The organism is Phyllobacterium sophorae, from assembly GCF_003010965.1.
In the GTDB taxonomy this organism is placed as follows: domain Bacteria; phylum Pseudomonadota; class Alphaproteobacteria; order Rhizobiales; family Rhizobiaceae; genus Phyllobacterium; species Phyllobacterium sophorae.
Genome location: NZ_PGGM01000016.1, coordinates 1 through 13,775, shown reverse-complemented (window position 1 = coordinate 13,775; position 13,775 = coordinate 1). Strand labels below are relative to the sequence as shown.

The window sequence follows — 13,775 nt, the reverse complement described above, 5'->3', positions numbered from 1 at the left end:
CGACGGCTGACATGATGGATTGACTGATTTGGTGAGGCCATTCCGGCCTTGCCAATATTGTTATGGAGAAAGGCTCCAAGTGCCCACGCGCGAGCAGATAAGCGGCCCCCGTGTCATGCTGAAGCGCCTCCGCGAATTGATGGCGGAGGCTCTTGAGCCACAGGAGAGGCTTGACCGCATTGTTCGCGAAATCGCGCAGAACATGGTCGCGGAAGTGTGCTCATTCTATGTGCTGCGCTCCGATGGCGTCCTCGAACTCTATGCTACCGAGGGTTTGAATCCATCCGCCGTCCATCTGGCGCAGCTGAGACTTGGACAGGGCCTTGTCGGTACCATTGCCGCCAGCGCCCGCCCGCTCAATTTGACCGATGCACAGACCCACCCGGCTTTCGCCTATCTGCCGGAAACGGGCGAGGAGATCTACAATTCCTTCCTCGGCGTGCCTATCCTGAGGGCAGGGCGAACGCTCGGCGTTCTGGTCGTCCAGAACAAGACCAAGCGCGTCTATCGCGAGGACGAGGTTGAGGCGCTGGAAACCACGGCGATGGTCTTGGCCGAAATGGTGGCGGCCGGCGAGATACCGAGGCTCGCCCGTCCGGGCGTCGAACTTGATCTCGGGAAGCCGATGAGCTTCAGCGGCAACGCCTTCAATGATGGCGTCGGGCTCGGCCATGTCGTGCTCCATGAGCCGCGCATTGTCGTCACCAATCTCTTCAACGAAAACATCGATACGGAAATCGACAGGCTCGAAAGTTCGCTTGGTTCCTTGCGTATCTCGATCGACGATATGCTGTCGCGCCGTGATGTGGCGTTCGAGGGCGAGCATCGCGAGGTGCTGGAAGCCTACCGGATGTTTGCGCATGATACCGGCTGGGTGCGGCGTCTCGAAGAGGCAATCCGCAACGGGCTGACTGCGGAAGCGGCGGTCGAGAAGGTGCAGAGCGACACACGCGCCCGCATGATGCATCTGACTGATCCCTACATGCGCGAGCGCCTCAGCGATTTCGATGATCTGGCAAACCGGCTGTTGCGTCAGCTGATGGGTCGCGACGTCAAGACCATGGCCGGGTCGCTTGCCAAGGATGCCATCATCATCGCCCGCTCCATGGGCGCGGCGGAACTGCTGGACTATCCGCGCGAACGGCTGCGTGGCCTGGTGCTGGAAGATGGCGCCGCGACCAGCCATGTGGTGATCGTTGCCAGAGCGATGGGCATTCCGGTTGCGGGTCAGGTCAAGGGCGTCGTGTCCATGGCGGAAAACAATGATGCGGTGATCGTCGATGGCGATGATGGCCGCGTTCACCTTCGTCCGCAGTCGGACGTGGAAGCGGCCTATTCGGAAAAGGTCAAGTTTCGCGCCAAGCGCCAGGCGCTCTACAGGGAATTGCGCGACAAGCCCTCGGTGACAAAAGACGGCGTGCAGATCTCGCTGCTGATGAATGCCGGCCTGTTGGTCGACCTGCCGCAATTGATGGAGGCGGGTGCTGCCGGCATTGGCCTGTTCCGGACCGAATTGCAATTCATGGTGGCTTCGACGTTCCCCCGTGCCGAACAACAGGAACGTCTCTATCGCTCCGTGCTCGAGGCTGCCGGTGACCGGCCGGTTACGTTCCGCACACTCGATATCGGCGGCGACAAGGTTCTTCCCTATTTCCGCAGCAATGTGAACGAGGAAAACCCGGCCATGGGCTGGCGGGCGATCCGGTTGACGCTCGATCGTCCGGGATTGCTGCGCACGCAGGTCCGCGCCTTGCTCAAGGCTGCAGGTGGCCGCGAGCTCCGGCTGATGCTGCCGATGGTCACGGAAGTCGCGGAAGTGCGCAAGGCGAGCGAACTGATCAATCGCGAGGTTCAACACCTGTCGCGCTTTGCCTATGATCTGCCAACGCGGGTCAAGATCGGCGCAATGGTCGAGGTTCCGTCGCTGCTCTGGCAGCTCGACGAGCTGATGTCGGTTGTGGATTTCGTCTCTGTCGGCTCAAATGACCTGTTCCAGTTCATCATGGCCGTTGATCGAGGCAATTCGATCATTACCAATCGCTTCGATAACCTGTCCGTGCCCTTCCTGCGCGTTTTGCGTCAGATCGCCGAGGCCGGTGAGCGCAACAATACCGATGTCACCCTCTGCGGTGAAATGGCTGGCAAGCCGCTTTCGGCCATGGCGTTGCTCGGCCTTGGATTCCGGTCCATATCCATGTCACCGGCTTCAATCGGTCCGGTCAAAGCCATGCTTGGCACGCTCGACGTCAGCGAACTCAGCGCGCAGCTGAACGACGCAATCGACAATCACGGTGAAACGGGTTCGTTGCGCCATGTTCTCACCAAGTTTGCAGAGCGAGCAGGCGTTACACTGTGAGGTTTGCATGAATTCCATTCCGCAGGATCGTATGGATCAACTGCTGAAGCGCTTCTCCATGATGGAGACGCAGATGGCAAGCAATCCCGATTCCGACACTTACGTCAGGCTTGCGTCGGAATATTCCGAGCTGGAGCCGGTCGTTGCGAAAATTCGCGACCTCGTCAGCGCCCGCAGTGAAGCGGCCGATCTGAAGTCCATGCTCAATGACGCATCGACGGACAAGGATATGCGCGAGCTGGCGGAAGCCGAATTGCCGGAAATCGATGCGCGCATCGAGGAACTGGAGAAGGATATCCAGGTCCTGCTGTTGCCGAAGGACGTTGCCGACCAGCGCAACGCCATTCTCGAAATTCGCGCCGGTACCGGCGGTTCGGAAGCGGCGCTGTTCGGCGGCGATCTGTTCCGCATGTATGAGCGCTATGCGGCATCCAATGGCTGGCGCGTCGAGCTGATTTCAGCGAGCGATGGCGAAGCTGGCGGCTACAAGGAAGTCATCGCCATGGTTTCGGGCAAGGGTGTCTTTGCCAAGCTGAAATTCGAATCGGGCGTGCACCGTGTGCAGCGCGTTCCCGACACGGAAGCGAGCGGCCGTATCCACACTTCGGCCGCAACCGTCGCAGTCCTCCCGGAGGCCGAAGAGATCGACATCGATATCCGGCCGGATGACATCCGCATTGATACGATGCGCGCATCGGGATCTGGCGGTCAGCACGTCAACACCACCGATTCCGCAGTGCGTATCACGCATATCCCCTCGGGCATCGTCGTTGTGCAGGCGGAAAAATCGCAGCACCAGAACCGCGCCCGCGCCATGCAGGTCCTGCGTTCACGCCTGTTCGACATGCAGCGGCAGAAAGCCGATAGCGAGCGTTCCGAGGCTCGGCGCAGCCAGGTCGGTTCAGGCGATCGTTCAGAGCGCATCCGCACCTATAATTTCCCGCAGGGGCGCGTCACCGATCACCGCATCAATTTGACGCTCTACAAGCTCGATCGCATCATGGAAGGCGATCTGGATGAGCTTATCAGTGCGCTGATTTCGGACTATCAGACAGCTTTGCTTGCCCAGATGAATGAAGGGTTTTGACAGCAATGGCTGAGGACGGGTCATTGACCCTCGCCGATGTGCACCGGGAAGCCCGGACTCGCCTGATCGCAGCTGGAATAGACACTCCAGATCTTGATGCACGTCTCCTGGTCGAGTGGGTCACCGGGTGCGACCGGCTTGAAATGGTCCGCAACCCGAATCGCCCCGTCGAAAATGCGGTTGTCGGCCAGCTGGAGGCGGTGCTTAACCGGCGTATCAATGGCGAATCAGTGCATCGCATCATCGGCAAGCGCGCTTTCTACGGCGTTGAGCTTGCCTTATCTGCTGATACGCTCGAGCCGCGTCCTGACACCGAGGCCCTTGTCGAACTGGTGGTGCCGTTCCTGCGTCAACGCATTGAAAAGCATGGTGTCGCCGACCTCATCGATCTTGGTACCGGCACCGGTGCAATCGCGCTGGCGCTGCTCGACCAGTTCAAGCAATTGCGGGCGGTGGGCGTTGATATTTCCCAGGGTGCCCTTGAAACGGCCCGTCACAACGCCCATATGGCAGGTGTATCGGAGCGTTTCGCAGCCCTCCATTCGGATTGGTTTTCCGGGGTAACTGGCTGCTATGACCTGATTATTTCCAATCCGCCCTATATACCGTCCATTGACATAGCCAGCTTGCAGCGCGAAGTCGTGCTGCACGATCCGCTCAGGGCTTTGGATGGCGGCCAGGATGGACTCACTGCGTACCGGATAATTGCCGGTCGGTCCCGGCAGCATCTGAGACAAGGCGGTGCGGTCGCATTGGAAATCGGGTATGGACAACGCGGTGATGTCACGGCGATTTTCTCCGGAGAAAATTTCGCCCTGACGGGTGTCCGGAAGGATATTGGCGGGCACGAAAGAGCAATATTGTTCTCGCCAATGTAAAAATCTTGAAAAAGGGCTTGGAATTTGCAGCGAAGACGGCTAGTTTCGCCTTACCGCTCTAAACCGAACAAATCTGGTTCTGCCTATCAAGAGATTGATACGGGAATTTCCGGGTGTTTGATTTCTCTTTGGAAATAGCTTTGGAGAAATGGTTTTTGCGGCAGCACAAAAGTTTTATGAACTTTGGATGCGATTGAAGCGCGGGGCGCGCTTCAGGTCGGCACTTGAGAAGCGAAGCTTTTTGACTCAAATGGTGAGCAAATTAGCGCCCCTGATTTTCTGAAAAGAGATAAGTATGAGGCCAGTACAGCAGAATAGGCGCATGCGCGGACGCGGTAACAACAATAACCGCAACAAAGGTCCCAACCCACTTTCCCGCAACTATGAGAGCAACGGCCCCGATGTTAAAATCCGGGGGAACGCTCAGCACATCGCCGAAAAATACACTACGCTTGCACGTGATGCACAGAGCGCCGGTGATCGCGTGATAGCTGAAAACTATCTCCAGCACGCCGAGCACTACAATCGAATCATTCTCGCTGCTCAGGCTCAGGCGCCTGTCCAGTATCAGCGCGACGATCGTGATGACCGCGACGAGCAGGATGAAGATATTGGCTATGACGATGAGGGCAATAACGGCAACGGCAACGATTCCGATCGTCAAGAGCTGCCGGAACGCCAGCAGGAGTTCTCCCAACGTCAAGAACGTCCCCAGCGTCAGGAACGTCCAGAGCGCCAGGAGAGGCAAGAACGCTCCGAGCGTCATGAGCGTCCAGAACGTGTGATGCATCAGCCAATCAATGGCAGTGGCCCACAGCCCATCATTGAAGGTACTCCCGCAGAAGTCGCCTATGACGACGACACGGTAAGCCAGCGCCAGCCGCAGGTTCAACCCGTCGAAAGCGCTCCCGAGGCTTCCGAAGAGGCTGCCGAGGCCAAGCCGGCACGTCGCGCCCCGCGCGGCCGTCGTCCTGCTCGTCCGCGTGAACCGCGGGTGACGGAAGAAAGCGCCGCTGAACCAGTTGCGCCTGATACCGCCAATGATCTTTCACCGGCAGGTATTGTCGCCCAAGTGAAGAAGCGCCGGGCGGCGGTAGAATCCGACGTTTGATCTGAGTGTGATTGAATTTTACGCCACCTGCGGGGAAACCTGCGGGTGGCGTAATGCGTTGAATGACCTTGGCACGGGTGCATGGTTCCGAGGGGCCGCGAGGAACTTTGCCGGAACCACGGGCTTTATACGGCGCGCGCAAGAGCGCTGTACCCACGGCCCCGTAAAAAAATGCGCTGATATGTCGGCCAGACGCTCGCTCAACCGTCCTTCGGTTGTCCTGAGCCTCGCAGTTGCGGGTCAGGAAAAAAGAGGAGAAACGAAATGCGAAAAGTCATTGCTTCAACTTTCCTGAGTGTCGATGGGGTCATGCAGGCCCCTGGCGGACCCGACGAGGACCCAACCGGCGGATTCACCCATGGCGGCTGGACGGTCAATTATTGGGACGAGCCAATGGGCAAGGTCATGGACGAGATCATGACAGCGCCCTTCGATCTGCTGCTTGGCCGCAAGACCTATGAAATATTTGCCGCCTATTGGCCTTATGCGGAGAGCGGCCTTATTGCAGATAAGTTCAATGCGGTGACCAAATATGTGGCAACCTCATCGACAGAGCCGCTCACCTGGAAAAATTCGGTGGCCATTCACGGTGACGTGGCGGCAGAAATCGCGCAATTGAAGCAGCAGGACGGATCGGATCTGCTCATTCAGGGCAGCAGCCAGCTTATCCAGACGCTGCTGGCAAACGACTTGATCGACCAATTCAATCTTTTTGTCTTTCCACTCTTGCTGGGTTCCGGCAAACGCATGTTTGGCCAAGGCGGCGTACCTGCCGGGTTGAAGCTCGTCGAGACGAAAGTTTCGACGACCGGTGTCACGATGAGCACCTATCTGCGCTCCGGATCTGTCAGCACTGGATCATTCGCCCTCGAGGAACCAAGCGAAGCCGAACTCGCACGTCGCGAGAAGATGAAACGCGAGGGTTAGAGGCAAGATCGTCTATGGTGACGCTTCCTCACGTTCCTCTTGCGAACCACGCACAGCAGGCACCATACGGCAGTCAGCGCCGTCCAGGTCAGAAAATAATCCCGCCAACTTATCCAACACCCTCCAAACCTGGTTTATTCTAAGCCGGTCCTTTCCACGGGGAACTGCTTCCGGAGCCGTTCGAAGCGGGGAAAGGACCAGCGCCTCCGATGGCGGGGAACGGACCCGCTGTCCGGGGACGTTCTGTCCAAGGGTTCCCCTGCCGGTACTAGGATCGGCGCGTGCTGGACGAGCATTCTAAGGGGCACGTAGGTGACGCATGGAATGCCGCAAATGGTATTCCCCGGTGCCGAAGCCTCCCAAGGGAACGGACGGGATGAAAAGTCGCCGGACGGGCGGTCTTCGGATCGCATTACTACTTCTACCAAGACGCGCTTCGGCGACCGCCCGTCTTCCCCAGCCACTCAATGACCAGACTCAGAGAATGAGGGCGTGGCGGGGGGAGGATGTGCTATACAAAAAACTCCGTGCATGTGGCGCAACAAAACGCCCAACTCCGATCTTGCGCGGCATTGATAATGTTCCCATATTTGGAGGCGAATGAATGGGTTTGCCTCATGAGGGGACCCGTCACCAACACGCCGCACGACGCCTCCAAGAGGGTCGTTCGGGAAAAGGAGACATACGATGAACATTGAAAAATATACGGAGCGCGTCCGCGGTTTCATCCAGTCGGCGCAGACCTTTGCCCTTTCCTCCAATCATCAGCAGTTTGCCCCCGAACATTTGCTCAAAGTCCTGGTTGACGATGAGGAAGGTCTTGCCGCGTCGCTGATCGAGCGGGCAGGCGGGCGCGTAGAAGATGTACGCCTCGGTTTGCAGGCTGCTCTTGATGCGCTGCCGAAAGTGACAGGTGGCAATGGCCAGCTTTATCTAGCCCAGCCATTGGCCAAGGTTTTTACGACTGCCGAGGAAGTAGCGAAGAAGGCCGGCGACAGTTTCGTAACTGTCGAACGCCTGCTGACGGCCATGGCGATCGAAAAGTCGGCCAAGACTTCCGAAATCCTGAGCCGCGCCGGCGTCACTGCGGCCGGTCTGAACGCGGTTATCAACGATATCCGCAAGGGCCGGACGGCTGACTCGGCATCTGCCGAGAACACGTATGATGCCCTGAAGAAATATGCACGCGACCTGACGGCCGATGCGCGGGCGGGCAAGCTCGACCCCGTCATTGGCCGCGACGACGAGATTCGCCGGACGATCCAGGTTCTGTCGCGGCGTACCAAGAACAATCCGGTGCTCATTGGCGAACCCGGCGTGGGCAAGACGGCAATTGCAGAAGGTCTCGCTCTGCGCATCGTCAATGGCGATGTGCCGGAATCGCTGAAAGACAAACAGCTGATGGCGCTCGACATGGGTGCACTGATCGCCGGTGCGAAATATCGCGGCGAGTTCGAAGAGCGATTGAAGGGCGTGCTTTCCGAAGTCACGTCAGCCAATGGCGACATCATCCTGTTCATTGACGAGATGCACACGCTTGTCGGCGCCGGCAAGAGCGAAGGCGCGATGGATGCTTCGAATCTTTTGAAGCCCGCGCTGGCTCGCGGCGAGCTGCATTGCGTCGGCGCGACGACGCTTGATGAATATCGCAAGCATGTGGAAAAAGATCCTGCTCTTGCCCGCCGGTTCCAGCCGGTGTTCGTCGACGAGCCGACAGTCGAGGATACGATCTCGATTCTGCGCGGCCTGAAGGAAAAATACGAGCAGCATCACAAGGTCCGCATTTCCGACTCGGCGCTTGTGGCTGCGGCGACATTGTCGAATCGTTATATCACCGACCGCTTCCTGCCGGACAAGGCGATCGACCTTGTCGACGAAGGCGCCGCGCGGCTTCGTATGCAGGTTGATTCCAAGCCGGAAGAGCTGGATGAAATCGACCGTCGCATCATGCAGCTGAAGATCGAGCGCGAGGCCCTGAAGGTCGAGAAGGATGACGCTTCCCGCGACCGTCTGGAGAGGCTGGAAAAGGAGCTTGCCGATCTTGAGGAACAGTCGACTTCATTGACGAATACCTGGCAGGCGGAAAAGCAGAAGCTCGGGCATGCCGCCGATCTGAAGCGCCAGCTTGACGATGCTCGCAACGCTCTCGCTTCGGCTCAGCGAAATGGTGAATTCCAGAAGGCGGGCGAGCTTGCCTATGGAACGATCCCGCAGCTGGAGAAGGAACTGGCGCAGGCCGAGCAGCAGGACAATGCTACCTCGATGGTCGAGGAAACGGTCACACCGGATCATGTTGCCCAGGTCGTTTCACGCTGGACCGGCATTCCCGTTGACCGGATGCTGGAAGGTGAGCGGGAAAAGCTGCTGCGGATGGAAGACGAACTCGCCAAGCGTGTCGTCGGACAGGGCGAAGCGGTTCAAGCCGTATCGAAAGCCGTTCGCCGTGCGCGCGCTGGGTTGCAGGATCCGAACCGGCCAATCGGCTCGTTCATTTTCCTGGGACCTACAGGCGTCGGCAAAACCGAGCTTACGAAAGCGCTTGCATCATTTCTGTTCACGGACGAGACGGCGATGGTTCGCCTCGACATGTCCGAATATATGGAGAAACACTCGGTTGCACGTCTGATCGGTGCTCCCCCCGGCTATGTCGGCTATGAGGAAGGCGGCGCTCTGACCGAGGCCGTCCGGCGCAGGCCCTATCAGGTTATCCTCTTCGACGAGATCGAAAAGGCGCATCCCGATGTATTCAATGTGCTGCTGCAGGTTCTCGATGATGGGCGTCTGACCGACGGTCAGGGGCGTACCGTCGATTTCCGCAACACTCTGGTCATCATGACGTCCAATCTCGGCGCGGAATATCTTGTCGGCCTGGCCGAAGGTCAGGATGTCGAGGAAGTTCGGGAAGAGGTGATGAACGTCGTCAAGGCGTCGTTCCGGCCGGAATTCCTCAACCGCGTGGATGAGATAATTCTGTTCCATCGCCTGCAGCGCAAGGAAATGGGCAAGATCGTTGCGATCCAGCTCGAGCACCTGCAGAAGCTGCTGGCCGATCGCAAGATCGTTCTCAAGGTCGACGAAGATGCGACGGACTGGCTTGCCGAAAAGGGCTATGACCCTGCGTACGGTGCGCGGCCGCTGAAGCGTGTCATCCAGAAGCAGGTCCAGGACCCGCTTGCGGAGAAGATTCTGCTCGGCGAGATTCTGGATGGCTCGACGGTAAGAATCACCGCGGGTTCGGACAGGCTGAATTTCAAATCGGTCAAGTCAGCTCCCGAACGGGAGAAGAGCGAAGCAGCTTGAGTGCTCACGACATGAAAATAAAGAGAATGGCCGCCATATGGCGGCCATTTTCACGTCCCGTTCATCCGATAGATGCAACGATAAAAGCGCGCAGTCATTAACCATAAAGACAGGAAAATCGGTCAATCATGCTTAATGTTGCGTTACTAGTGAAAACCGGAAGCGATCCGCATGGCGTCTTATTATAATTCAATGTTTGGAATGTTGCTCGTTGCTTCCGCAAGTGCCCTTGCCCCCGCGAGCGGGCGGGCGGCCGAAATTGCAGGACCCGCGGCAAGCGATCAGGCTCCTTATGCGGTCGCGCAACTCTTCGAACCAGGTGAACGCCGTCCGCGCCGCGAAGCTTACCGGGCGTATTTTGACGAATATGGCAGGAAAATCACGGTCGACCGTCGCGGCCGCATTGTTGCGGTCGAAGAGCCGCAAAATGATCAATCAAGCGATTACTTTCCCGACGCTCCGCAGGATCCGTATGATACCGGTGCGATTCCGGAAGATCCGTACGCGCGTCCGAACGACCCATACGAACAGCAATCCGCGCTGCCTTCCGAACGCGACTATGGCAGTGTCGATCGTCAGCCCTTGCCGCCTGCTGATGGCGAATCAAACTTGCAGTCACCCGACCCGAATTATGTTGACCCTGGATTGCCAGGCGATGGGCTGACCGACGCTCCGCAGCAAGAGCAAATACCGGTTCATCCCAATCCGGCACCTACTGTCGAATTGCCCAAGGGGCAGGGGGCGAAGGCCAAGATCGCCGCCATCCAGGTTCTGCTTGATCGAATCGGCGTGTCACCTGGCGTCATCGACGGGCACAAGGGCGGCAATGTCGACAAGGCCGTAGCCGCTTTTGAGGAGATGACCGGGCAGAAATTCGATCCGCTCAACGAGGAAGGTATCAACGCATCGCTGGAACAGACCGGTGGTCCGGCTTTCGTTTCCTACACGATCACGTCGGAAGATGCGGCTTATCCGTTTGTCGCGTCCATCCCCGAGGATTATAGCCACAAGGCACAACTTGAGCGCATGGCGTTCACATCCGTCACGGAAATGTTGGCCGAGCGCTTCCATATGGATGAAAACTATCTGAAGGAAATCAATCCGGGCGTGGATTTCAATACGCCGGGTGTTGCTATCCAGATTGCCAGCACGGGCCAGAATGCCGGCGGTGCTGTGACACGAATCATTGCCGACAAGGGGCGCAAACAGGTGCGTGGCTACAATGCGGAAGGAAGGTTGATCGTTGCCTACCCCGCAACGATCGGCTCGACGGATACGCCATCGCCATCCGGTACGGTTCAAGTGGAGCGGATCGCGCTCAATCCCAACTATACATACAACCCGAAGATCAACTTCAAGCAGGGTGAAAACAATTCGGTCCTGACTATCCCACCGGGTCCGAATGGGCCGGTCGGTACGGTCTGGATCGCACTGTCAAAGCCGACCTATGGGATCCACGGTACTCCCGAACCGTCAAAGATAGGCAAGACCAACAGCCATGGCTGTGTGCGATTGACCAACTGGGATGCAACAGAATTGTCGAAATTGGTTCAGAAGGGCGTGACGGTCGAATTTCAGGAGTAGGTCTTAGCCGCTCGCGGCGACTTTCGTTCCGTTCGCGTCTTCTTCCCTCAGCAGCTGATCGATGCGCTCGCGCTCACGCTTGAAAGCGACGAGGTCATCGCCATCGAGAGCGCCGCCGCTTGGCAAGCGAATGCGCATTGGATCGACCTTCGAGCCATTGACGATGACTTCATAATGAAGATGCGGCCCTGTCGAAAGTCCTGTCGAACCGAGATAGCCAATCACCTGACCTTGCCGGATACGGGCTCCCGGTGTAACGCCACTCGCAATTGCATTCTGGTGAGAATAGCTGCTCTCGTAACCATTTGAATGGCGAATAATGGTTTGATTGCCATAACCATTTGTCCAGCCCGCGCGCTCAACCACGCCATTTCCTGCGGCTATGATCGGTGTGCCGCGCGGCGCAGACCAGTCGACGCCGGTATGCATGCGGGAATAGCCGAGAATCGGATGCCGGCGCATGCCGAAGGGCGAACGAAAGACGCCGTTCGGAACGGGTTTGCGCAGCAGGAACTGTTTGGAGCTCTTGCCGTTCTCATCGTAATAGTCCGTCGTTCCGTCCTCACCATGGAATCGATAGAATTTCTTGAGGTCGCCGCCAAAATTCGCGGCTACATAAAGAATCTCCGATTCGTCGCCAGCCTTATCCGAATCAGCCGGGAGCGAAAAGAGCGCTTCCAGATGATCGGTCGGGCTGAGTTGAGACTGGAAGTCGACGTCGGATGCCAGCATGCGGATGAGCTGCTGGATCATTGAATCCGTCATGCCATAGGCGAGGCCAGCTCTGTAGATGCCATCATAGACCGCCGGTAAATCTTCGGAGCGCCGCGAGGGGGGTGGATTGTCATCGAAGGCAACCTGCAGACCCGGAGTCATTTCCGGCTCGTCAGCCGGAACATACTGGTCTCCGTCATTCAGGGCGATTGTCAGGATATGCGTGGCGCCGTTATAAACACTGGCCCGCATGATCCTGTCGATATTATTGCGGGATTCGATTCCAAGCCGCAAAACGCTTCCGCTTTTCAGGCGCGGTGAATTCAATAGTTTGCCAATTGCCTCGGACATGCCGGTAGCATCGTCATTTTCGTAGCCAGCTTCATTGAGGGCGGCCAGAATATCCTTGTCACCGCGAAACGGGATGAGTTCTTCTGAATAGCCGGCACCCTCGGCATCTTCTGGCAAGCGGGGCGCAACGCTGACATTCTCCTGAATGATTTTGACCGCCAGCGGATTGCGCAGATTGTAGGGGTCTTCTTCAGCACCAAAACGCAATGGATCGACATAGTGAAGCGAAGCGACCTGGATCGCTCCGTCAGTCAAGAGCGAACCCGTATTGCGGACGACTTCCTCTACTTCATCCGCACTCAGATCATCTGAAGGATCATACTGTGCCGTGGTCAGAGGGAAATCCATGGTGCGGAGGCTGACTTCGCTCTCGACTTTTGCCCCATATATCAGCCCTGTCTTCGGCGTCGGGTCGGTGCCCTCATTTGCTTCCGCAAAAACGTTGAGCGGATTGAATGCGGGATATCGGCGATTCGTATTATGAACATCAGCAAGGGCAATGTTTACAAATTCGAACGGCATCGAGCGAATGACGTCGCGTTCGCCATCCTTGAACATTGTCGAGACGTCAAGCCGCCGCCGATCGCGATTTTTCTGTATGGGGGTCGTCGCAGCGACGCGAGCGCCTTTGGCGACATCACTGTTCCCGCCCGCTGCAGGCATGGTGTTGCGGGCCATGAGTTCCGGAGGCGTCGCCAATTGTTCACGGCCGTCAAGCGCGGCAAACAGGGCCACACCCATCAGCAGGCTCGAGGTAATGCCGGTGAGGAAAGTACCCGCTAGCCATCGCGCCGATATCTCGCGCCGGTCCGGTGGGCCACGACGGCCGTCCGTTATCAACGGCGGCTCGTTTCCCGGATCGATTGATGAGTGCCCCTCGTACTCGTTCATACTCTAAGTGTCGATCCTGTCGCCGTTGTGGAATGCAGGGTGTGTGTGGTTTTTCGGTGCGCGTGCCGACCAGCTGCGTGCCGGTATGAAATCAACGTGGCCGCAGTTTTGCCCTTGCAGCTTCGCTCTGTCAACGCAGCGCTCCAGAAGTGTGTGCACAGGCTAGGCCGCGTGCGATGAAAGTCGGGGCTGATCTTGCCGCATGCGAGCGAGCGCTATGGTGGGAATCGGGCATGTTTGTGGCCGCCACGATCACATTTCAATTTGCTGGCTACAGACAGGTGCTGCAATTTGACGAAGGTGAACGGGCGAGGAGGAGGGCCTGTCACATTTTTCATAATATCTTCAAAAACGCTGTTGACAGTTTTGCTGGTGGGGTCTATATACCGGCACAACGAGGGCGGGGCGCCGCTGGCGGTTGCTGAATGCGCCCTAAGGTTTGCTAGGCAGGAATGCTGAGGCAGGCGGTCTTTGAGAGCTTTAGGGATTGTTGCGGAAGTGACATTCTTTTCGGTTTTTCCGGTTTTGTGTAAACCGGAAGGCTTTTGTGCCTGACCGGAAGGTTGGGTTTGTTTG

The 13,775-nt window shown here is 57.7% G+C and carries 9 protein-coding genes; 7 read left to right on the top strand and 2 right to left on the bottom strand.

The genetic code is table 11. The features are described 5' to 3' along the window. Positions 1-115: 115 nt before the first annotated feature. From ptsP to CU103_RS25715, 7 genes are all read left to right on the top strand, one after another. Positions 116-2,356 (top strand): phosphoenolpyruvate--protein phosphotransferase, encoded by a 2,241-nt coding sequence (gene ptsP / locus CU103_RS25745; protein ID WP_106667040.1) that lies wholly within the window; start codon positions 116-118, stop codon positions 2,354-2,356. A gap of 7 nt (positions 2,357-2,363) precedes the next feature. After that, a complete protein-coding gene (gene prfA / locus CU103_RS25740; RefSeq protein WP_106666895.1) occupies positions 2,364-3,443 on the top strand; it encodes a peptide chain release factor 1 in 1,080 nt (359 codons plus the stop codon). Between the two features lie 5 nt (positions 3,444-3,448). Further along, entirely contained in the window at positions 3,449-4,321 is an 873-nt protein-coding gene (gene prmC / locus CU103_RS25735) for a peptide chain release factor N(5)-glutamine methyltransferase (RefSeq protein WP_106666894.1), read from the top strand. Positions 4,322-4,616: 295 nt separating this feature from the next. Next, entirely contained in the window at positions 4,617-5,432 is an 816-nt protein-coding gene (locus tag CU103_RS25730) for a DUF4167 domain-containing protein (RefSeq protein WP_106666893.1), read from the top strand. Between the two features lie 264 nt (positions 5,433-5,696). Then, on the top strand, positions 5,697-6,359 hold the full coding sequence (locus CU103_RS25725) for a dihydrofolate reductase family protein (protein WP_106666892.1): 663 nt from the start codon (positions 5,697-5,699) through the stop codon (positions 6,357-6,359). Positions 6,360-7,046: 687 nt separating this feature from the next. Further along, positions 7,047-9,659 (top strand): ATP-dependent chaperone ClpB, encoded by a 2,613-nt coding sequence (gene clpB / locus CU103_RS25720; RefSeq protein WP_106666891.1) that lies wholly within the window; start codon positions 7,047-7,049, stop codon positions 9,657-9,659. 171 nt (positions 9,660-9,830) lie between these two features. Next, positions 9,831-11,243 (top strand): L,D-transpeptidase, encoded by a 1,413-nt coding sequence (locus CU103_RS25715; RefSeq protein WP_106666890.1) that lies wholly within the window; start codon positions 9,831-9,833, stop codon positions 11,241-11,243. Positions 11,244-11,246: 3 nt separating this feature from the next. On the opposite strand, the gene CU103_RS25710 is transcribed toward CU103_RS25715, so the two are convergent. Together CU103_RS25710 and CU103_RS31830 are read right to left on the bottom strand one after the other, a co-directional pair. Next, the gene (locus tag CU103_RS25710; protein WP_106666889.1) at positions 11,247-13,199 is read right to left on the bottom strand and encodes a M23 family metallopeptidase; all 1,953 of its coding nucleotides are present in this window, start codon (positions 13,197-13,199) and stop codon (positions 11,247-11,249) included. Between the two features lie 215 nt (positions 13,200-13,414). Beyond that, positions 13,415-13,775: hypothetical protein (locus CU103_RS31830; protein WP_210203845.1), on the bottom strand; the 361-nt coding region annotated here is incomplete at its 5' end.